This is a genomic window from Paraglaciecola aquimarina (genome assembly GCF_032464635.1).
GTDB lineage: Bacteria > Pseudomonadota > Gammaproteobacteria > Enterobacterales > Alteromonadaceae > Paraglaciecola > Paraglaciecola aquimarina.
In genome coordinates this window covers 771,769-795,365 of the sequence record NZ_JAWDIO010000002.1, presented here as the reverse complement: position 1 = coordinate 795,365, position 23,597 = coordinate 771,769, and the positions used below count along the sequence as shown (strand labels likewise).

The 23,597-nt window shown below is 42.9% G+C and carries 13 protein-coding genes and 4 pseudogenes; 3 read left to right on the top strand and 14 right to left on the bottom strand.

The genetic code is table 11. The features are described 5' to 3' along the window. Positions 1-159 precede the first annotated feature (159 nt). The 3 genes and pseudogenes from ilvD to ilvA form a co-directional block, all read left to right on the top strand. Positions 160-1,217 (top strand): annotated as a pseudogene (gene ilvD, locus RS130_RS24070) (dihydroxy-acid dehydratase); the annotation flags it as partial. Further along, a complete protein-coding gene (locus RS130_RS24065; protein ID WP_487369325.1) occupies positions 1,215-2,009 on the top strand; it encodes an IlvD/Edd family dehydratase in 795 nt (264 codons plus the stop codon). The pseudogene ilvD and the gene RS130_RS24065, both read left to right, overlap by 3 nt. Next, positions 2,010-3,563 (top strand): threonine ammonia-lyase, biosynthetic, encoded by a 1,554-nt coding sequence (gene ilvA / locus RS130_RS04570; RefSeq protein ID WP_316024983.1) that lies wholly within the window; start codon positions 2,010-2,012, stop codon positions 3,561-3,563. A 938-nt stretch (positions 3,564-4,501) separates the two neighbouring features. On the opposite strand, the gene RS130_RS04565 is transcribed toward ilvA, so the two are convergent. The 14 genes and pseudogenes from RS130_RS04565 to RS130_RS04490 form a co-directional block, all read right to left on the bottom strand. Beyond that, the gene (locus RS130_RS04565; RefSeq protein WP_316024982.1) at positions 4,502-5,527 is read right to left on the bottom strand and encodes a patatin-like phospholipase family protein; all 1,026 of its coding nucleotides are present in this window, start codon (positions 5,525-5,527) and stop codon (positions 4,502-4,504) included. Between the two features lie 199 nt (positions 5,528-5,726). Further along, positions 5,727-8,161 (bottom strand): annotated as a pseudogene (gene plsB / locus RS130_RS04560) (glycerol-3-phosphate 1-O-acyltransferase PlsB). Positions 8,162-8,327: 166 nt separating this feature from the next. Further along, positions 8,328-10,058: a TRAP transporter large permease subunit gene (locus tag RS130_RS04555; RefSeq protein WP_316024981.1), complete on the bottom strand. Its 1,731-nt coding sequence runs from the start codon at positions 10,056-10,058 to the stop codon at positions 8,328-8,330. Positions 10,059-10,064: 6 nt separating this feature from the next. Further along, positions 10,065-10,241 carry a hypothetical protein gene (locus RS130_RS04550; RefSeq protein ID WP_316024980.1) on the bottom strand — a complete coding sequence of 59 codons (177 nt, stop codon included), beginning with the start codon at positions 10,239-10,241 and terminating at the stop codon, positions 10,065-10,067. Positions 10,242-10,288: 47 nt separating this feature from the next. Further along, positions 10,289-11,283 (bottom strand): annotated as a pseudogene (gene dctP / locus RS130_RS04540) (TRAP transporter substrate-binding protein DctP). 154 nt (positions 11,284-11,437) lie between these two features. Beyond that, positions 11,438-12,439 carry a hypothetical protein gene (locus RS130_RS04535; protein WP_316024977.1) on the bottom strand — a complete coding sequence of 334 codons (1,002 nt, stop codon included), beginning with the start codon at positions 12,437-12,439 and terminating at the stop codon, positions 11,438-11,440. A 190-nt stretch (positions 12,440-12,629) separates the two neighbouring features. Next, complete coding sequence (locus RS130_RS04530; protein WP_316024976.1) at positions 12,630-13,988, bottom strand: hypothetical protein; 1,359 nt, start codon at positions 13,986-13,988, stop codon at positions 12,630-12,632. Positions 13,989-14,224: 236 nt separating this feature from the next. After that, the gene (locus RS130_RS04525; RefSeq protein WP_316024975.1) at positions 14,225-15,784 is read right to left on the bottom strand and encodes a glycosyl hydrolase family 95 catalytic domain-containing protein; all 1,560 of its coding nucleotides are present in this window, start codon (positions 15,782-15,784) and stop codon (positions 14,225-14,227) included. Next, a complete protein-coding gene (locus tag RS130_RS04520) occupies positions 15,727-16,587 on the bottom strand; it encodes a glycoside hydrolase family 95 protein (RefSeq protein WP_316024974.1) in 861 nt (286 codons plus the stop codon). Before RS130_RS04520 ends, RS130_RS04525 begins: the two co-directional genes overlap by 58 nt. A 32-nt stretch (positions 16,588-16,619) precedes the next feature. After that, positions 16,620-17,840, bottom strand: coding sequence for a PKD domain-containing protein (locus RS130_RS04515; RefSeq protein WP_316024973.1), 1,221 nt, complete (start codon positions 17,838-17,840; stop codon positions 16,620-16,622). 24 nt (positions 17,841-17,864) lie between these two features. Then, a complete protein-coding gene (locus tag RS130_RS04510; protein ID WP_316024972.1) occupies positions 17,865-18,992 on the bottom strand; it encodes a PQQ-dependent sugar dehydrogenase in 1,128 nt (375 codons plus the stop codon). A 214-nt stretch (positions 18,993-19,206) separates the two neighbouring features. Beyond that, a pseudogene (locus RS130_RS04505) lies at positions 19,207-20,564 on the bottom strand (alpha-L-fucosidase). Positions 20,565-20,709: 145 nt separating this feature from the next. Beyond that, positions 20,710-22,452, bottom strand: coding sequence for an arylsulfatase (locus tag RS130_RS04495; RefSeq protein WP_316024969.1), 1,743 nt, complete (start codon positions 22,450-22,452; stop codon positions 20,710-20,712). A 269-nt stretch (positions 22,453-22,721) separates the two neighbouring features. Beyond that, a complete protein-coding gene (locus RS130_RS04490; protein ID WP_316024968.1) occupies positions 22,722-23,597 on the bottom strand; it encodes an aldose 1-epimerase family protein in 876 nt (291 codons plus the stop codon).

Below are 23,597 nucleotides of genomic sequence, written 5' to 3'. Positions count from 1 at the left end.
CATAATTGAAGTAAGGATTGTGGGTGGAAAATTAATAAGTTTACATATCGTATAACAATCTAGAATTCTTACTTGGGCTAAATACCTGTATCATTCATTATATATAATTAGCGATTGTAAAGTCGTTATAGACACAACCCAATTAAAGAGTACATAACAATGCCAAAGTTAAGATCAGCAACCACTACCCAAGGGCGTAATATGGCCGGCGCCAGAGCTCTATGGCGTGCCACAGGTATGAAAGATGGAGATTTTCATAAGCCGATCATTGCCGTGTCTAACTCATTTACCCAATTTGTTCCGGGTCATGTACATTTAAAAGATATGGGGCAATTAGTTGCACGAAGCATCGAAGCGGCTGGTGGTGTGGCTAAAGAGTTTAACACTATCGCTGTTGATGATGGCATTGCCATGGGCCATAGCGGCATGTTGTATAGCTTGCCTTCTCGCGAAATTATTGCTGACTCAGTTGAGTACATGGTGAATGCTCACTGCGCTGATGCTATTGTATGTATCTCAAACTGCGACAAAATAACTCCAGGCATGTTAATGGCGTCTTTACGTTTGAATATTCCGGTTATTTTTGTCTCTGGTGGGCCAATGGAAGCAGGTAAAACTAAGCTTTCAGATCAAATTATTAAGCTTGATTTGGTTGATGCCATGGTGGCTGGTGTTGATGATAATGTTAGCGACGAAGACAGCAACGAAGTCGAGCGTTCTGCTTGTCCTACTTGTGGTTCTTGCTCTGGTATGTTCACTGCTAACTCAATGAACTGCTTAACCGAAGCCCTTGGCTTGTCTTTGCTAAAGGTAATGGTTCAATGCTTGCGACTCATGCTGACCGTAAAGGCTTATTTAAACAAGCTGGTTCGCAAATTGTTGAACTTTGCCGTCGCTATTACGAAGAAGATGATGATTCTGTATTGCCACGTAATATCGCTAACTTTAACGCATTTGAAAATGCCATGAGTTTAGATATTGCAATGGGGGGCTCTACTAATACCATCTTACATTTGTTAGCTGCAGCAGTAGAAGCTGAAATCCCGTTTACCTTAGACGACATAGACCGTTTGTCTCGTAAAGTACCGCAGTTATGTAAGGTTGCACCATCTACGCCCAAATATCATATGGAAGACGTACACCGCGCTGGTGGAGTATTGGGTATTTTGGCAGAAATCAATCGCGCAGGATTACTCCACGCTGACTCTCCCCATGTGTTGGGTAAAACCATAGGCGAAGTTATTGCTGAGTGGGATATTACCAACCCAGCCAATGAACGTGCTTTAGAGTTTTATAAAGCCGGTCCAGCTGGCATTCGCACTACTAAGGCTTTTAGCCAAAATTGTCGCTGGCCTACCGCTGATACAGACCGAGCAGACGGTTGTATTCGTAGCATAGACAATGCCTTCAGCGAAGAAGGTGGACTAGCGGTACTATTTGGTAATATTGCTGAAAATGGCTGTATTGTTAAAACTGCAGGTGTAGATGAGTCTATTCTTAAATTTACTGGTCGTGCTCGTATATTTGAAAGCCAAGATACAGCTTGCGCCGCCATTTTAGGTGATGAAATTGTGGCGGGTGACGTAGTGATTATTCGCTACGAAGGCCCTAAGGGTGGCTTCAGGTATGCAAGAAATGTTGTACCCAACTACTTACCTCAAAGCCAAAGGCTTGGGCAAAGAATGCGCTCTAATTACCGATGGTCGTTTCTCGGGGGCACGTCAGGCTTGTCGATTGGGCACTGTGCGCCAGAAGCCGCTAGTGGCGGTGGTATTGGATTAGTAGAGGAAGGCGATACTATGCTTATCGATATTCCAAACCGTACCATTGGTATTGACATCAGTGATGCTGAATTGCAAATCAGACGTGACAACATGAACAACAGCGCCAAACCTTGGAAGCCCGTTGCTCGTGAACGTAAAGTCACGTTAGCGCTTAAAGCTTATGCCTTATTAGCCACAAGTGCTGATAAGGGCGGCGTGCGAGATGCGTCTAAGTTGGAAGACTAAATGACCCTTTCAGCCAATGATTATTTAAAGCGTATTTTATTGTCGCCCGTTTATGACGTGGCCGTGAATTCTGATTTGCAAAAATTAGATAAGCTGTCAGCGGCTATAGGTAATGAGATTTGGCTGAAGCGCGAAGACCAACAACCGGTTAAGTCTTTTAAGTTACGTGGCGCTTACAACAAGCTCAGCCAACTGTCAGACGAGCAGCTAAAAGCCGGCGTCGTAGCGTCTTCTGCGGGTAACCACGCACAAGGCGTGGCGTATTCTGCAAAACGCAAAAAAATTATGGCCACTATTGTGATGCCAGAAACAGCACCAGACATTAAAGTGGAAGCCGTTCGAGAGTTGGGCGGCGAATATGTCAATGTTGTGCTTTATGGCACCAGTTTTGACCAAGCTAAAGATGAAGCTTTGCGCCTGTCACAAGAGCTTGGCTATACCATGGTGGCACCTTTTGACGACGAGGACGTAATTGCTGGGCAAGGGACTATTGGCCGTGAATTGCTAGAGCAAAACCCAGACTTAGACACACTCTTTATCGCAGTAGGTGGTGGCGGGTTAATTTCGGGGATCGCGGTATTTTTAAAGCAGCTTAAACCTGATTTGAAAATTATTGCTGTAGAGTCTGAAGAATCAGCCTGCTTACAAGCGGCTATGCAGGCTGGTAAACCAGTACCTCTCAATCATGTTGGCATTTTTGCTGATGGCGTTGCGGTTAAAATCATTGGTCAAGAACCTTTTCGTTTATGCCAGCAATATGTCGACGAAGTCATTACTGTTAGCACCGATGAAATATGCGCGGCTATTAAAGATATATTTGATGACACTCGTGTTATCGCCGAACCTGCTGGAGCATTGTCGGTAGCGGGCATCCGTAAATATCTAAAGTCCAACCCCATGACAGGCAAAAAGTTTGGTGGCATTTTATGTGGCGCGAATATTAACTTTCATACCCTACGTTATGTGTCAGAGCGTTGTGAATTAGCAGAACAAAAAGAAGCGGTACTTGCAGTTAAAATTCCTGAGCGCAAAGGCGCGTTTAAAGCATTTTGTGACGTACTAGGTGGTCGTGCAATTACCGAGTTTAACTACCGATACTCAACCGACCGCGAAGCCCATATTTTTGTTGGCATTAAATTGCGAGAAGGCAAAAAAGAATACTTAGCGCTTAGCAGCAAGCTGAACGAACAAGGCTATCAATGCTTCGATTTATCTGATAACGAAATGGCCAAGTTGCACGTTCGATATATGGTAGGGGGTCGCCCACCAAGCTTGTTGAATGAAAAGCTGTTCTCTTTCGAATTTCCTGAGCATCCCGGTGCCTTGATGAAGTTCTTAGATACCCTAGGTGAAAACTGGAATATCACCCTATTCCATTACCGAAATCACGGTGCCGCCGAAGGCTTAGTGTTAGCAGGTTTTGAAATTGACGATGGGCGACGGGCTGAGTTCGATGAGCATTTGGCAAAGTTAGGTTATATATATCAAGAGCAAACCCAAAATCCCGCATATAAGTTTTTCTTGTCTGACTTGAACGGTGTGTTTGCAGAGTAGATAAGTATGTGCAGCGTCACTTATGCGCTGCGCACCTTTGTCATTACGTCCCCGATTTGCCTGCCACTCCAGTGCCTCCACTTCCGTTTTTCGGGTGCTCTACTTCTGTCATCCGGGTAGTGTTTTGAGCCTTCGTCATTCCGGTGGTGTTTTAAGCCTTCGTCATTCCGGTGGTGTTTTAAGCCCTCGTCATTCCGGTGGTGTTTTAAGCCGGAATCGGTTTGTTTTTGTGGTTGTCATTACTGTCACTTATTCGGCCATGTGGATCCCTGCTAACAGCATGCAGGGATGACGGGGGTGGGTCTTCATCTTTGTCATTCGGGTGGTGTTTTAAGCCTTCGTCATTCCGGTAGTGTTTTAAGCCGGAGATCGGTTTGTTTTTGTGGTTGTCATTACTGTCACTTATTCGGCCATGTGGATCCCTGCTAACAGCATGCAGGGATGACGGCGTTGGGTGCAGGAATGTCGGGGGTGGGTCTTCATCTTTGTCATTCCGGTGGTGTTTTAAGCCTTCGTCATTCCGGTAGTGTTTTTAGCCTTCGTCATTCCGGTAGTGTTTTAAGCCGGAGATCGGTTTGTTTTTGTGGTTGTCACTACTGTCACTTATTCGGCCATGTGGTTCCCTGCTAACAGCATGCAGGGATGACGGCGTTGGGTGCAGGAATGTCGGGGGTGGGTCTTCGTCTTTGTCATTCCGGTAGCGTTTTTAGCCTTCGTCATTCCGGTGGTGTTTTAAGCCTTCGTCATTCCGGTAGTGTTTTAAGCCGGAGATCGGTTTGTTTTTGTGGTTGTCATTACTGTCACTTATTCGGCCATGTGGTTCCCTGCTAACAGCATGCAGGGATGACAGAGTTGGGGGGCAGGGATGACGGGGTTAATTTTTAATAGTACAAGTCGCCCTTTAGTGCTTTGCTACTCGTGGTTAGTTTGAATTGGGCTTAATTATTGGGGTCGTATACAATCGGTTTACCTGTTGCGGGATCTATTCTGTCCAAAGACGGACCGCCGTAACTATTGTTAAGCAACTCTACTACTGCATCGCCATATTGCTCAAACCAAAAGTCACCCATAATCTTTAGATGTTTGATGTTAGTTTTGCTTATGTCATCCATAGCGTCGTCAGGTGCTTTAGGCAAATCAGGTTGACGGCACATTTCCGCATTTACCCTTATATATTTTCCGGGTGGGGTGATGGTTAATGCTTGATAAGCGACTACTTTTTCGTCAGACAATAAATCAATAATCTGCCCTTTTAGCATCCATTGTATCGCGCCCCATTTTTGCGAGTCAGGGCCGTTAATCTTGCGAGAGTGAGAGCCTGTACCTACAGATACTACGCGTTTCTCAATCGTTGGCCATAGGCGGCAAGCCTCGGCAAACGCGCACATAGTTGGGTTATTCGCTATAACGCCACCATCGATTAGCCAATGTTCATCTTTATCTGGTGGAAGTTGTAATTCTTTCGTTGGGAAGTAAGTTGGCGCAGCGCTAGAGGCATCGGCTATTTGATAAGACAATAAATTTTTATATGCTGGCTTGGTTGATTTGAATACATATGGTCGACGCTTTTCAATACCGTAGGTTATCGCCAACACATGTTTTCCGTCGGTCACATCACTTATCTTAGCATTACCTAAGTTATCTTTGAGGATTGAGGTTTTGCCCTTAGCTTCATATTTGGGGGCGTTGATGCCGTCTACTTCAAACCAGCCTTTGTTTTCGGCAAATATTTTTTTGGCGTTGGTATAACTGTATAAATTATTGATCTCAGCCATCGACATATCTGTCGTTGCCAGTGCTAATGCAATAATGCTGCCGGTACTAGTACCAGCGTAAAAATCGGCACAATCACGTACTGATTTTTGATATTTTTCTGAGAGCTGCTGTTCAACATGGCTCAAAAACTGAGTTGTGGCGGCTCCACGAATACCACCACCATCGAGAGATAGAATGAGTTTAGACATGTAACTTTCCTTATTTTGCAGTTTATTCTATGCGCAACAAAGCCAATTGCGCGATGTTATCGGGTGATACTGCTTCCCAAAGTCAAGCATAGCTAATTTTTACTGATTTTGGTGGAGGATTTTATCAAGATTAGGAAGAATGGCGGCCTTCAGTTTATGTTCACTAAATGCCGCGTAAACCTAGGTATGGAAGTCGTTGTTAAATCTGCTTGAGCCTTTGAATTATTTCGGGCTCGATGAGCTTTATTACATCAGAACGCAATGATTCACTGAGTGCTGTATGGCTAAGTTGTCCTTTCTCGCTAACGTCTAAGAATTTATTTTCTTTTAATGCGCTAATGAAAGATCCCAGTACATTTTTATCAAAAAATTCGGGAGAGCTGAGTCCGTGTAAGCTAGATAGTCGCTCTGCAAATTGTCTGCTGTTAAGCTCTAATTCACTACGACTAATCGCACCTTGCTTTGACAATAGGCTAAGTACCACCGCATATCGATGCAGAGTTTCTCGTATGCCTCGGCTCAATAACCAAGTGCTATAAAAATTGTCACCACAAGGTGAAGGTGGCTGAATATGAGCATTTTCTTCAACCAACAAGCCCATTTCGAGCATGTTATTGAGCAGACTTTCTGCATATTTTGCAGCTTGCTTAAGGTCCATATACAAAAACAGTTCACGTTTTAATAATGGGTATAGTTTACTAACTAAAGACAATACTTGGCGCTTGGGTAATGCTTTATGGGCGAAGACTATAGCGGCAATTAGGCTTGGCACCACGAAAAGATGTTGCACGTTATTTCGATAATACGTTAAGGCTACTGCATTTTGATTTTTGAGAGAGATGACTTTGCCATAACTGTCTTCAGTGACGGTAAATTTATTGAGTTTGAGAGTGCTAGCCAACAGCTCTTTACCGCTAAGGGCGGGGATAGTGGCCCTGTCACTGAACGGTGAGCTTTTCAGTAGTGCCAAGTAATGATCCAAGGCTTGTTCCAACTCTGACTGCGCCATGGCGTGTTTTTTAGCGGCTAACAGGCAAGTTGCACAAATTGCCATTCCACTTATGGCGACAGCCTGGTTAATTTTGTGCATCACATCGGTGGCGAGATCATTTACGACAGGGGTTAGCCATTGTGGCCGGTTGTCTTGGTCTTGTTCTTGGTATTGTCGCCAGTTGGGCTCTTGTTTGTCTAAGTAGTTAGACAAATTAATAGGCTCGCCAAAATTAAGATGTCCCACTCCGTAGTTTTTCAATTTCTTAATGGCCGAAAAAACCTGTATAAAAGACTCTTTCTTCTTGTCTGTGCCTTTTAGCTCTTTTAGATAGCTAGACACCTCCATGACATGGTCGTATCCGATGTAAACGGGCACAATGCTAATTGGTCGATTAACACCTTTTATTAAACCTTGCAGGGTCATGGCAAGCATGCCTGTTTTAGGTGGCAATAATCGCCCAGTTCGACTGCGCCCTCCTTCTGGAAAATACTTAACTGAATACCCCTTTTTGAATAATAATTCTAAGTACTCTCTGAATACTGCAGTATATAATTTATTACCAGCAAAGCTGCGACGTAAGTAAAACGCGCCGCCTTTGCGTAATATGCCACCAACAGGGGAAAGTTTAAATTAATGCCGGCCGCTATATGTGGTGTTACTAAACCTTCATGATAGATCACATAAGTGAGCAACAAGTAGTCCATGTGGCTGCGATGACAAGGCACATAAATAATTTCATGGCCGTTTTGGGCTAATTCTCTAACGGTAGACGCATGACCGACTTCGATGCCGTTATAAATTTTGTTCCATACTTTAGTTAGAATGCTCGCGCCCCACCTCACTATCCCTTCTCGGTAATCAGCGGCAATCTCGTCTAAGTAGGCTTTGGCTTCGGCTTTTGCGGTTTCTTGGCTGGTTTTTTTGATAACGCTTGTTCGGCAATCGCCATTGAAACGGCATCGGAGCCAATCACGCTGTTGTGTAGTTCATGGCGTTCAAGTTTATTAGGGCCAGTAATGGCTTGTTGGCGGCGGTGAAAATGGGTGCCTGCCACGCGAATGAGTTTATGGGCGATTTCTTCATCGCCACCTTTGAGATTGCTCATTGCTCTAGAAGAAACGGGCTTGCTGTAACAAACAAAGTTGTCACGACCTAGCAATAGCACGATAAAAAATTTGCGCAACCAGCTCGGAGAAACTTGGTTGGCAATAACATCAGACCAACCCGACATGTTATTGCCTGGAGCGCGGCCCCAATGAATTGATACAGGCACAATTTGTATATCTAACTCTGGGTGCTCTCTGTGTAATTTAAAAAGCCATGCGGCATTTTCTCGTATATCAGTATTTTTGATTTTTCTGTTTAACACAGAGCTAGGATTGCGTAAAAAAAGGCACGCAGGAAACTCACTTCCTGCAATATCAATGGTAGTGGTCGGCTTAGGCATATCGATAGACGCTGCCGACATTTTTAATGCGAGTTGATCGGTTACGGAGTGAGTCCTAAGTAAATAAACGATAGGTTTAGACTTATCGATACCAAGTTCACTTTCTATGTCACTCTGGAATACTTTTCACTTTGACCCACCATTTAATAGGTGCTGTTACCATAGTAAAAAGTAATCTGTTTAACCGCTGCATAAATACCTAAACCTTGCCAATAAAAATCGCGCGAAGCATAACACAGAGTTTACATGTATTGCTGATGAGGATTGAGCTTCGATGTAAAAAAACGATGCGTCAGGCGCTCTAGAAGTTGCCACACTTTGTGTCCATAAAAGCCTTCTTATCTAGCACTTTGGTAGAATTATAAACCAAATAGCTGAGGTAACATTAGACTTAAAATGGGAAAAAATGTAATGAGTACTAAGCCTAATAGTTGTAAAGCAAAAATAGGCAGTAGAGGCTTTATGACAGAGGTGATTGACTGGCCTGATATACTGCAAGCCACGAACAGCACGGTACCAACCGGTGGGGTTACTACCCCAAGGGCTAAAGCATAAACCAAGACAATACCAAAATGCACGGGGTCAACGCCTAAACTGACCACTAGGGGTAAGAATATTGGGGTGAATATTAACATTGCCGGTGCCATATCCATAAATACACCGACGACCAGTAACACTGCGACAATTAGCAATAGCACCATGTGTTTGTTGTCACTGAATCCAGAGATCAATTGCGTCACTGTGTCGGGAATTGAGGCAAAGGTCATGGTCCAACTCATCATCCCTGAACAAGCGATCAGGAAGAGGATCACCCCAGAGACTAGGGCTGTTTCCATAAATATATTGAATATCATCTTGGCGCTAATAGTGCGGTACAGAATCGCTAATCCAAGGCTATAAACCACCGCGACGCCAGAGGCTTCAATGGCGGTAAATAGTCCTCCTAAAATTCCTCCCATAACAATCACTATCATAAAAAGGCTAGGTAAAGAACGATTAAACACTGCTAATGATTCTGACCAGCTAACGTTGCCTGTCTCGGCTTGATAACCTTTTTTGCGAGCATAGAAATAAGCATACAACATGACCGTTATGGCCATAATCATACCTGGAATATATCCGGCCATAAATAAGGCAATAATACTGGCGGAACCGCCCGTTAATAGTGAATAAACAATAAGGGCACCAGAAGGAGGAATGAGCATACCACAAGGGGCTGATGCGGCATTGACAGCTGCCGTCATTGGTAAGTCATATTTTTGTTCACGAGCCACTGGAGTAATGATGCCACCAATAGCAGATGCTGAAGCAATACCTGAACCAGACAAGGTACCAAATAGGCCATTTGCCACAACATTTGATTGCCATAAACTGCCTGGAATTTTACGACCTACCAGCATAGACAAATCGATTAGCCGTCTCGCTAAACCTGTTTGATTCATAATGCTACCAGCTAGAATAAAAAATGGTAAAGCTAGAAACCCAAAGCTGTCTAAGCCATTGAAAATGGTCTGCCCAGCAGTGGGAAATAATGGCGCAAAATCAACTTGCAAAGACAAGGTAAATAGGCCAGCAATAGCCAGTCCAATTGCAATTGGGGTACCTAATATTAAAAAGGTGAAAAACACCAAAAACAGCACAACTAACGAGAACATTTCAATGTGATTTTGTACCCAATAACTAAACAAGCTGGTTTGGGCAAAGGTGTAACAAGCTGCAAAAATTAAGGTGATCACTAAAACAACTTGAATCAAATCGATTGGTTTAGCTTCAGCTTTTAACAGTGTTACAAAAGAAATCAGTTGTGAAGCAATGATCATCAAACCACAAATCAACATACATAACTGCAATCCACCAATAGGTGCTTGGAACATGGCGGTTTTCATTGCAAGATTAGCTGAAAATGACTCTAGCCCGGCCACCGAAAACGCCAAGCCAAATAACATTACAGTGAATGCATTGAATAACTTAAGTTTTATGGCCGTACTAGCAGACACTTTGTCTAATAGTAACGGTAAATTCAGGTGCCTATTAGAGAAAAAACAATAACCGCCGCCTATAATTCCAAGCCAAATGAGTGCGTACCGCAAAAATTACTAGGTGTATTTACTGGGTGAATTAAAAATAAAACGTGAGGTAATTTGATAGGCAATTGCCACAGTCATTGCGACTAAAAGAATGACCAAAAAATACTGCATAAGTTTGTTCACGCCACTAACGATACGTGGGCTGTCTTGCATTGCAACTGGTTGTTTTATAGATTCATTTGGCATATTTTTATTCGTAAAATATCGAACATAAAATTCATTATGTTGAGATATTAAAATTCACGTCCTTCAATTTTAAAGATTGCTTTAAGTAGGGCTGCTTTATCACTATTTTGCATTTGTTCTAAGTACATGGGTTTAACAGCGTTAATTAATAAGGCTTTATCTGGGTGATAAAAAAGCACGTCTTCTTCGTCTGTTAATTTTTGAATGGCAAACTTCTCCCCATCCTCGGCGAAGGTAATAGATTTGTTACTAATAATGGCAAACTCTTGATTGATAATTTTCCGTTCTGCGGCAGAAAGGCTTTGTTCGAACTTTAAGCTGCAAATAACAAAGTCGGTTAAGCGGGTGTGCTCCGTTAATAAAACATGCTTGGCAACATCACTAAACTTCGCTTGATGAATGCCTGCCACTCCCCTTCAGCACCATCGACAACTCCCTGTTGCATACCTGCATACAATTCACCAAAAGAAAGAGCCGTTGGCACCGCACCAAATTTAGAGATCATTTCCATATATGTTGGGCTAGATATTGTTCTTAACCTCAAACCTGCTAAATCGTTAAGTGTTTTTATTGGTTGGGTACTGTAAATACTTCTAAAGTCGCTGCTGATATAACCTAAAAAGCCAAAATGATGTTTCTTAGCTGATTGAAATAAGGTTTGACGAAAATTTTGATTGTTCATTACTTCGCGGTATTCATCCACAGAGCGAAACAAATAGGGCATATTCATAACGCCCATACTCGGTATTACAGATTCTAACGAAGCGCTATTTATTAGCCCTATGTCTATTACGCCACGTTGAATATGCTGAAAATACTGTAGCTGGTTACCTAATATCCCGCCGTGAAATATTTTGAATTTTATTGCACCTTGAGAGCGTTTTTCGACACTATCTGCAAATTGTTGCAAGAGTTTTCCAGCCGTACCATTCGCTTGCACTGAGGTAGCTATTTTAAAGGTCTTAGTTGTTTGTGCAGCAACACCTAATTGGCAGGTGGCTAAGGCAATAAACCCCAGAATTAAGTAATATTTAGACTTCATCATAGAATGGATCATGTTATTAACAAATTATTATCTAAGCCCATACTATCTACAAATGGTATCGATAACAATGTTAATTGTCACTGCCTCGTAAAGTTGTTTGGGCCTAGCTGAATTGACATATCTCAAGTTAATTTAATGGTAAACCGGTGAATCATTGCGCTGCTGGTTGTACAAAAAAAGTATATTCAGTATTCCACCTATGAGTCGCCCCGGGTTTGATTTGCATGTAGATGAAGGGCTCAGGACATATAGTATTTTCCATGGTCCAGAAAAATAACTTCGATAGGGGTTGATCTATTTTTGCCCTAACCCCAGCTCCAGTTTTTTTATTGACTATTTGAAAGGCGTTGTCTGCTGCTTTGGTGCTAAAACCTGTTAATCCAGTGCCTATCATCCCGTCCATGCCTTTTGTCATGACTTTTGGATAGTGGATAGTATTATCTTTGATGGCAATACGACCTTTTAAATCGGCACGAGTTGCCGTAAGCGGAAAAGGAAAGCTAACCTCGAATTCGGGACCACTTGGACGGCCATCTATGACGAAGAAGTTGTGGTTGAATACCTCTGTGTCGATTTGTCTTTCACCCATATTGGTTAAGCTGTGAGATAGTACAAGTTCTGCTTTGCCTTGGGTTAAGGTCAAGCGCTTTGTGTAACGGTAGGCGTAGCCTTTGCCATCCGACAAATTATGAGTGAACTCAATCCAGTTATTGTCTTGTTTGATAGTCCACTTACTAGGGTCGACTATTTTATAAACTCTCTGCCACTGATATTTTTCTTCGTCTGGTTTTTCGCATAGGCCGACGCCAATGCGAACAAAGGTTTCACCTACTTTGGCTTCTTTGTAGCCTAATACCTTATTGTTGGCTGTGAATGACTCGACTGGCCCTACTATCTCGTTGTGTGGCTCGACAGAGTCTTTCCAGGAGCCAAAATATTCGTGACCTTGATAACGTAGGCTCGAGATAACTCCAGACCAATCGAAGCGAGTTCCGCGATAGAAGCCTTTTGCAGGATCTGGCAACCACACTTTTGCTGTTACGAATCCGTTTGATATTACAGCTTGGGGTGCGTGCCGCAAATCAGCTGCGCTTGAAAGAGTTGAAAGGGCTACACTGATTGCGGTGATATACAATAAATAAAGGTTTCTCATAAGTGCTCTTGTGCTTGAGTATGGCGACTCACTTCAAATAGCATTGCAAATGATAGGCAATGTTATTGAAGTAAGCTGTTGTATTGTTAGGTGGCATAACTCGATTGGCAGAGTGTTCCATGGGATTCACATCTACAGGTGTTTTAATGCTGGTGGCGCAATGATGAAGTCCAGCAATTTTAGCCTATTGCTAGCTGTCATAAATTACACTAGCTGCGGTTTTGTTCTCAAGACTAAGCCCTGTTGGGGCGGTAATGCCTTGTTGATAAAAGGCATAGCCACGTCTTGTACCTATAGCGATAAGCATGGAACTGGGAACAAAAGCTGCATTTTTTGTATGAAGTTTTATCCTATGATGGTCACCATTAATAGTCGCTAGTACATTATTTGCTAGACCATTTCTGCTATCTAAAATATCTAAATCGACAGACGCAAAAGATGATCCTTCATAAGGACAACTTAAGGCTTCAGCATACTTGGCGTTAGCGCGACAATTTATTAACCTGTCTTTATTGCCTATGTTAAAACCTGCGGCAATACAGTCTGTTGCTTCACAATTTTCAACAACATCTGCAGCTGCACCTAAACCAGTACAAATCCCTCTTCGCATTTGATAAACACTAGAGTCACGGATGGTCGTACTGCCTGTAACATGCCCTCTAAAATCGCCATACAAACGAATGCCATCTTCGCTTAAAGCTATGATTTCGTTGGGTAAAATTTCACCTTTTTTGCCAACGGTCACTCCTTCAACATATTCCTGTCTAGGCACTTTAAAGTGTCGGTCGTATGCGTAGCCACTCTTTTCTGCCAGTAAATCATTGGTTGTTTTAACTAACCCATCAACGTGACAATTCTCAATTAAGGTATCAATAGCGCCTTGTACAAAAATTGCGTGGCCCATGGCGCGCATGTGTACTTTACAGCCTATGACTTTAACCCCTACTGCTGGCCAACCTACCCGTATACCATTCATTTTTCGAACCACTGTACCTTTAATTCCGTACAAACTGCCATAACCCCATGGGGTTGAACCTGAGGTGGTAACATCTACGTTTTTCAACGTTATCCCAGAGCCAACAATATTGAATATTTTGTTTCGGCTTTGGTATCCAGGTTTGTCTCCAAATGTTTCTACTTTCAGGCCTTCAAATACGCTATTTTCACCAGACAAATCAATGACTCGATAAAACCCATCCGCGCCACTAGGATCGCCAAATAAGCTGAATAGTTTTGTGTCAACACGCAAAGTAACGTCACGTAAATCATAGTGACTATTCTTTCCTGTGAATGACATGAACTTGTGGGATTCGGCCGCTTCAATTGTATATACACCAGGGTTTAGGCGTACTTTCACATTATCAACAGAGGCATAATGACGTAATTCATCAAGGCTGTTGATAGCAATGAATTGCACTGATGACTTGGTATTTAGCGAAGAGCATGCGGTGGTCGCGACTAAACATAAGGCAGAGGATAAAAAGCTTCTGCGGCTTAAATGGGGGAATACATTGTTATCAACACCAAGTAGGTTAGCTTTATCTATCATGTACCTTGCCTATTAACGTTATGGCTTATAGTTGTCATGCTGCGACAAATTTAGTGATTTAGGTTTATTCGTTCGCATAACTGTATCTGCAATAGCTGCCCTAAGGGATATTCCTGACCTAATGGACATTGCATACATTGGCTGCCTTGCCGTGAAGGCTGCATACAGGATGCAACCTAATCAATTCAGTCACAAGAATATTTAGTCGCCTGCCCATGTCAGGCTAGTGCCGGAAGCTAGTTTTTTTCTAAAAGAGAATTTCCGTAGCGAAGCCTCAATGGATTACCACGCAGCGAATGGATGGTGGCATTTGTCAGCTTTCCATCCTTCCATGAGATATCGACTTCGAAGCCACCGCGAGCCCGTAGGCCTTTCACACTTCCGTCCGGCCAAGCTTTTGGTAATGCAGGTAACAATTCGATCTCTGTGTTATGGCTTTGCATTAACATTTCAGCTATACCCGAGGTCGCTCCCATATTTCCATCGATTTGAAATACACGACCACTGTTAAGTAAACCTTTTGAGTAGCCATTTATTACGTAATTATTGAATACATTATGAGCGCGGTCTCCGTCACCTAGGCGTGCCCAAAGAGCGATACGCCATGCCCCTGGCCATCCTCCAGCATCACCACGTTGGATCAGTGAAGTGCGAGCAGCGGCATAAAGCTTCGGTGTGTCAAAGCGATTAATTTGGCTACTTGGATACAGCCCGTAGAGATGGGAAACATGGCTATGTGGATCATTTGGATTATCCCAATCTTTTGCCCACTCTTGAAGTTGGCCGTGTCGTCCAATCTTCATGGGTGCTATTTTTGCGCGAGTATTAGCTATCTTTTTTAGGAACTTACTATCCTTGTCTAATAGTGCTCCTGCCTCAAGTACGATTGCAAAAAGATCACGCAATATTTGACCATCCATCGTAGGTCCAGCACTAAGTGATGTACCCGCCCGCCCAACACTAAGGCCGTCCTTGGTTGTTCCGCCATGACTGTGCTCAGGAGAAATAGATGGAGAGGTGATTAAATTTCCGTCTTCATCCTCAATTAGAACGCCATCAGTAACAAAAAACTCTGCCGCCCCCTTCAAAATAGGGTAAGCCTTCTCCAAGAATGCCTTATCACCACTGTACAAGTAGTGTTCCCAAAGGTGCAAACTTAGCCATGCCCCACCAGTTGGCCACATGCCCCACTGTGCCCCATCTACAGGAGCGGCGCCACGCCAAATATCTGTATTGTGGTGAGTCATCCAACCATTGGCCTTGTAATGCACTTTAGCCGTTTTAGCGCCTGTATCCTGTAGCTCGTCGAGCATGCGAAATAGTGGTTCGTGTAGTTCAGCCAAATTAGTGACTTCGGCCAACCAATAAATCATTTGAATATTGATATTGATCGTGTATTTACTGGCCCAAGGGGGATTCATCGTACCATTCCAAATCCCTTGAAGATTCATTGGCTCTGTTCCTGGACGAGAACCCGCGATTAACAAGTAACGACCGTATTGGAATATTTGCTCTGCAAGGCGCGAATCAGAGGCTCCATTCTCTGTGTGCTGTAAGCGCACAGAAGTAGAGAGGCTTTGGTCTTCCTTAGCTCCGCCTAGATCAATAGCAACTCGGTCAAATAACTGCGAATAGTCGTCGACATGACGCTGATATAATTCGTTAAAGCTTTTGCCTGCGGCTTTCGCTAAATAATTGTCTACTCGCTTAACTGGATCTGCGCTAACGTCTTTGTAGTTTACAAAGCTCGTAGCAGCGACATAAACAAGGGTCGCTTCATCAGCGTCGCGGACCATAACTTTGTCGCCATGAGTGATAACCGTTCCCCCTTAGTCAGCACCTTAACTTTGGCGGCAAACTTAGTTCCTTTGCCTTCCCATGGGCCTATTAGTCCACGTTCTTTTCGAGGAGCAACTTCACCAGACATCATAAGCACTGCATCATTTATCGCTTGCGTATTGCTTAAATGAGGGCTTGCCATTGATAGATCAAAAGTTAAGCCTTTCGGGCGATCACTTTGTAAATGCATTACGATCGCTTGATCAGGATGAGAAGCGAAGATTGTGCGTGTGTGCTGTACAATACCTCCACTGACCCCCAAGCCGAATTTGACCGTAGCGACTGCATTTTCTAAGTCTAATTGACGATGATAGTTATAAATTTTTCCACCTTGAGGGTAGGTCAGGTAGAGGTCTCCAAACGGCTGATATGCCATTTGTTTCACTGGGCTGCCCATCATTTTCTGCGCTTCATTCTCAGCTTGAATATATTCTTCGTCAGTTAGCAATTGACGAACTTTTGTCAGATGAGAGTAGGCTTCTGGGTTTGTATAATCATGGGGTCCACCGCTCCAAAGCGTCTCTTCGTTTAATTGAAGATGCTCTACTTGGCCTCCCCCGTAAACCATTGCACCTAAACGCCCATTTCCTATTGGTAATGCATCTATCCACTCGGATGCAGGCTCTGTGTACCACAACTTCAACGGGCTAGGCGGTGTTTCTTCAGCCTGCGCTAGGTTCGGCACCATTAGCAAACACAGGATAGGCAGGCATAAACGTCCCCATGCCTGTGCAGTAAACTGTTCTTTATGGGTTTTCATAATCGTTGTCTCCCGTAGGTTGATTACTACCGTCATTCACTCTTACCATTAGCAGTAAAAATAATTTGCTCACTTATAGTTAAACGAGACGAATCAGTATCGATTGCGCTATTCGTAAGTCCTTTGTCTTGATAACTTGCTCTTAAGATATATTGTCCGTCTTTTTGTTGGCCGAGGTGCTTTTCAAAACGCACGTTTCCTTTCAGCGGTAGGCCTTTATTTTCAATGTTGTTAGGATCTAAACTCAGTATATAGTTGACCATTGCTGCTACCTCTTCAGGTGGCAGTTGTGGATGAGCAGACATGGCGCTATCACCCCACACACCCGCTCCACCGTTAATTATTTTTGCCACTAGAAATCTAACATCGGTTTCATCATATTTCGCTGCTATGGCTTGATAGCTTGGACCATTCACTGTGCGTATGATGTCATGACAGGCTCGACAGTCTGACTTATCAGTAAGTTCTTGGCCTTTAGGCTTGCTGCTTACTTGATGTCCAACTGCGGAAGTTTCTGCTAACGCTGTTGCCGACAAATATTCAAATGTGACACTTATATCTCCCGCAGAAATCGAACCATTTTCACTGGTTCCGTCTTGTTCGTCGAACACTTCAATCGTATAACTAACCACGCCGTTGTCTGAGTATTTGTAGGAATCGGGGGTAATTGTTATGCTAATTTCAGGTGCATCATTCCCTACTATTATCGTCAACGAGCTACTGTCTTTTTGCCCAGCGGAATCGACAACCGTAAGCTCAACAATATATTCACCATTTTCATCAAAGGTAAACGTGCCTAGCTCTTGATTATTTGCAACTGGTTCGCCATTAATTGCCCACTGGTATTCGAGTGTATCCCCATCGTAATCAACGCTGCCTGCGGCAGATAAATTAACGACTAGTGGTGCTGATCCGGCGACTTTATCGGCGGTTAGTTTAGCGTTTGGCTTGCGGTTGCCACTCACATAAGAAATTCGATTTAACCGCGCATCTTGATTTTGTTTTTTCCACTGTTGACCATATTCAAGCAGGTACATGTTGCCATCACTTGCAAAAATCATATCCATGGGATGAGAAAATTGACTTTGAGGCATAAATTGTTCTGCTCGAACATATTGTTGGTTTGTGTCTAAAGTAACGACGAAAAACCAGTCTCGCATCCACTCATAGATAAATAATTTGTTTTCAAAATATGCGGGAAAAGTTCTAGCCGTTTGAACAAAATCATTAGCATGGAAAATAGGCCCAGCCATGGGGTTTACTCCGCCTTCTCCAAGCTAGGGAAATGCTTCTGATGCGTCATAGCCATACCAGATCATTGATTTATGCGCTGGTGGCAGTTGGCTAAGACCTGTATTGTTTGGCGACATATTTACTAAATTATTAGGGTCGAATTTTGGCCCTGAAGTTGTGCCTGAGTAGTCATAAGCATTGTAGGTTTGATTGTTACCTCTGGTGTAAGGCCAGCCCCAATTACTTGCTTGTTTGGCTTGATTAAATTCTCCCAAGCCCTTTGGGCCGCGATCTGGTTTTGCTTTACCAGCATCGGGTCCCACATCTCCCCAATAGAGGATGCCCGTGCTATTGTCTATATCAAACCTAAACGGGTTTCTAACGCCCATCGCATATATTTCGGGTTTGGTTTTAGCTGTGCCTACGGGAAATAGGTTTCCTGCAGGGATAGAGTAACTCCCATCATCTTCTGGCTTTATACGTAGTATTTTTCCGCGAAAATCATTGGTGTTAGCGGCTGATTTTTGTGCGTCCCATAAAGCCCGCCCTTCTCGCTCGTCAATAGGGGCAAAGCCATCAGAGTCCCCCAATGGGTGAGTATTATCGCCCACACCTATAAATAAATTGCCTTTAGGTCCAAACTCTAATGCTCCTCCACTATGGCAACACCCTCTGATGACGGGAATAGTCAGCAGTACTTTTTCTGAACTAAGGTCTAACTTTTTATTGACTAATGTGAAGCGAGAAACGTGCTGAATAGGCGCTGCTCCTGGCACCGAATAAAACAAGTAAATCCAATTGTTCTGTGCATAGTTAGGATCGACTGCTAAGCCAAGTAGTCCATCCTCTTCATGATAATAAACATCCAATTTCCCAATACTGACTGTTTTAGCTAAATTGAAGTCATATAACTTGATCAAGCCTCTGCGCTCAATAAACAGAATGCCAATATTAGGTAATTCGTCTAACTCCATTGGCTCACTTAAATTGAAATCCAGTACATCTCGAACAAACCTGTTTTCTGCTGGCATTGTAAGAGGCTCCGCATCACCTACAACATCAGCACTATGCAGTGAGGAATGCATTGGCAAATTCTTTTGGCAGCCGAATAAAAATATCAGCCAGAGCAAAGTAGTAGCGGTAACTGAAAACGCTTTATTTGAGTTTTTCATTCTTAATTACATTCCAATTCAACGGTGTTATTGACATGAAAATTTATCTGCTTACAGTAATGCACTTAGCACCCAATAATTTTGGTAAGGACTTAGTGTTAATGGACTGGCTATTTCGATATTGAGCTTGCTATAACATGCTCATGCCATCTGTTAGTTATTAGATTTCATGAGCACCTTAAAGGCTATAGTCGTTAAGCTCTACGCGAGATGTTTACAGCTCAATTTTTATTACCGTGGCTATGTCGTCAGGAGCGTTTTCGGGTAATAGAATGGTTGGTTTTCCATGGATGATTTTTGTTCTTAAACGTGAGCTCGGGTCGGTTAACAGAGATGCTTTCTTAATACTGATTTCACTGTTTATTTCTAACTTTCCATCTTGCGGCCAATCAAATACGTGGGCATAGATGACGCCTTCTTTTGTGGTGTACCTTCCCCAAGTTGGTCTGTCATATGGGCTGGCTGATGCGCCATAAACCGCTTCTCCATTTGCTCTGGTCCAAACGCCCATATCGGCTAAACGTCTTATGCTTTCACTCGGAAACCTGCCGAAGCCATCTGGCCCTATATTTAATAAGTAATTGCCTCCCTTAGAAACTATATCGATTAAATTTTGAATCAATGCCTCATTACTTTTCCAGTTATTGTCTGATGGCTTATAACCCCAAGAGCCATTCATCGTCATGCAAGACTCCCAATCTGAGTTAATACCAGTGGCGGGAATTTCTTGTTCTGGGGTGCCAAAATCTCCGGCAAAATTTCCTTCTCTGTCCATGCCTTCCATGCCCATTCGGCCCTTGTCAACTCGATTGTTTACGATTGTATTTGGCTGAATGTCTCGGATGAAGGCATAAAGCTCTTTGCCCATTTCAGTGGTGTAATCAGCGATCCAATCGCCATCAAACCAAACGATGTCTATATCACCATAGTTAGTTAATAACTCCTTCACTTGAGGCTTTAGGTAGTTTTCGTAATATTTTGGAAATTCAGGATTTACCACCGTTTGATCCTTTTGCCCTGCATTGTAATTTGGGAACAAATTGCCTTGTGCTTGTGGATGATGCCAATCAACAATTGAATAATAAACGCCAAATGGGATCCCAGCCTTTTTGCTGGCTACGGACAACTCTCTTATGATATCCCGCTTAAATGGTGACGCATCCACAATGTCATAATCGGAGATTTTAGAATCCCATAAAGCAAAGCCTTCATGGTGTTTAGAGGTTATAACTATATATTTCATCCCTGCATCTTTGGCCATGGCAACCCATTCATCAGCGTCAAATAATTCAGGGTTGAACATGTGGGAAACTTCTCATACTCTTCAATAGTGTAATCTAGTTTATCCATTGCCCATTCGGCACCACCTTTGGCTATTTGTTTGCCTCGTTCTCCGCCAATAACCGAGTATGCTCCCCAGTGGATAAACATGCCAAATTTGGAGTCACGCCACCATTGTATACGCTCGTCATCAGATAGCTTCTTTACTTCTGCCGCTGCGTTAGCAACGCTGACATTTACCTGCAAAACGGCAGTAAATACAACAAGGATTAATTTATTCAATAATTTCATTTTCACGGGTTTCCATTTCTGAGTGATTTCGAATTTCTTAGTCAATGAATAAAATATACACTAAAAATGTTATCGATACCATAAAGATGTTAAAAAATTGTCAAATCGGTAACATATACTCTTGTTGCTTATGTTTTTGTTTGGACTAATTGGCTGCTATAGCAATCTGACTAATCCGTTCTACGTCGACAAAATAAGCGCCGTGCTCTTCATCCAACCAACTTTGCAGTTTGCTTGAGCCATGTTCTAAATCAACTTCAAAATTTACCACTGTATCGGTCCGGGCGTTGAACGCTTTGGTATACACTTTTTCACCTATCTTCAGTTTAGCGAGGTGGCCAAATTGTAAAGGGCCTGGGGCTTCTTTTGGCCAACGACGAAGGCTGATTCTATATTTTCCCGAGTGGGCAATATTGACTGACCACCAGCCAGTCTTAGCTTGTCCTTCTTTAATCATCCTTTGATTCCAAGGTGTAATTTCACCACCATCATCTGGATGCCAATCATGGCATGTAAGCAATACGGGGTTTTCTTGATCATCACCAAGGATCATTTCAACATAGTCATGATTTCTGCTTGATACATCTGTCCACCAAGTTTCATAAGCCTGTTCTAACTCAGCCATGATGTCTGGATGAGCTTTAGCTATATTATGTTGTTGTCCAGGATCTGCTTTAATATCGTATAGTTCATGGTAGTTGGCCCATCGCCATCTAGATGTCATAACCACATTACCAATATTTTTTTCTACAGAAGGTCCATTGTATTTCTTAGGTACTTGAATACTCTGCACTTCAACCACAATCTTGCGGTCTGGCCAGTCTGACTGCCCCATCAATAGTGAACTAAAGTCCATGCCATCAAGTTTTGCTTTAGCGGGCTCTTTTAACTGCGCTAAGTTAATGAGTGTCGGCAAAACATCAAAGTGAGAAGTTAGTTGAGGTACATCGCTACCATGATTTAGTTTGCCTGCCGGCCATCGGATAAAGAATGGTACGCGATGACCACCATCATAGACGCTGGATTTAATAGAACGCATACCGGCGTTAAACGTCGGCGCAGAAGAGCCGTTATCACTCATAAAAATAACAATGGTGTTTTCACTCAGTGAAAGCCTATCAGCCGTTCTCATTAGGTAGCCTACATTGTCATCTATATTGGTGATCATGCCATAAAATTTCGCATTAACGCCCTTACCTTCATAGGGATCACTATATTTACGGTCTACGTGATATGGTGTGTGAGCTGCATTAGTTGCAAGCCACACAAAAAACGGTTTTTCTTTGTTTTTCTCGATAAAATCAACGGCTTCTCGAAACCAGACGTCGGTAACATAACCTTCAGCTAGTTCGGGTGTATCCTTTCGAAAATAGGTATCTTTACTGGTATTGTCATTAAATTGGCCATAGTCATTTCCAAAGTAATCTGGAGTTTGTCCAACGCCGCCACCTTTATGCCAAAAGACTTCATCAAATCCACGGTCGTGAGGCCTTAACGGGTAGCTCTCACCTAAATGCCATTTGCCAAACATGGCGGTGCGATAGCCTGAATCAGAAAATACTTCTGCCATGGTAGGCATTTCGGGACGCATTAAAGAGACGCCTGCAACCGTATGCCACACGCCTGCTCTGCGGGGATAGGTTCCTGTCATCAATGCTGCGCGGGTTGGGGCGCACTTAGGCGCCACATGAAAATCGGTTAAACGAACGCTCTGTTGATGTAATGCATCGAGATTAGGCGTTTTGATAATGTTATTGCCGTGGGCAGCAATTTCTCCATATCCCTGATCGTCGGTAATGATAATGATGACATTAGGTTTTGTTGCGCCAAATGCAACGGTAGATAAGCCTACAAAGAGTAAAATGATCGTTATTTTAATTAAGTTCATATTAGATACGCCTTCAATAAATTAACCTTGTAATATCTTAGCTATTACGTTTAATGAGAGAAGATAGCGCGTCCTCTATGGGCAACAAAGGCTCCATGGCTTACCTTCATAAATTATACTAAATCCTATTGATTATGTTACTGGACGAACCCCTTTCGTCTAAACACGGCAATAAGTAGACAAATTATATATTATATATGTTATCGATACCATTTTGTTTTTGAATGAAGCTTATAAAACTTATGAGATCCTGTCGCATGAGTACTAAACTAAAAAATATCTATTCGATAATAATTTGAGTAAGTAGCACCCGAAGAAAGACAAAGCATGTCTGGCTTTAGTTTTAATTCTGTTGGGGTGGTTTCTGTTTCATCTGTTGCCGTCCAAGGTTCTAGACAGATATAGGGCGAATTAGGCTTCGCCCACAGACCTAAGTGCCGATTGTTGCCCATTTCAAGCGCCAATACGGGTACATCATCTATCAACAAAGTAATAGACGACGAGCAAATATCTCGAAAAATGAGTGCATCACGAGCAAATAGATCAGCGGTCAGGGTTAGTGTTTGAGCGGTTAACTCGACAGAATAAGTCTGTTCAGATAACAGCTCATTTTTTATTAGTTGGCAATACTGGTTCTCTTGCTCAGAGAAACGTAACTTGCATTTTTCATGGCGAAACTCGGTCATAGGTAGCGCGAATGCGGGGTGGGAACCAATAGAAAAATAGAGCTCGGTGTCATCACTATTACTAATTTCGTATGTCACCGAGAGGCTTTTTTGTTCTAGTGAAAACGTGACGTCGAATTGAAACCTAAATGGATACAACAGCAGCGTTGCTTGGTTGGCCTTTACTCTTAAAGTAATAGACGACCTTGTTTTTTCAACTAAGGTGAAGTATTGGTTGTTAATAAAACCATGAGTGGGTAGAGCGTACTCTTGTCCGTCAACGCTATACTTTCCATTTTTCAAACGCCCAACTATTGGGAATAATATGGGAGCAGACCCCGCCCAAATAGCAGGGTCGCCTTGCCATATATATTCGTCTCCATTAGCCTGTGATTTTAGACTAACAATTTCTGCGCCAAGCTCGCTGATAGTGCAGGTTAACAGCGAATTTGAGATGCTATATTGGCTACGCGGATTCAT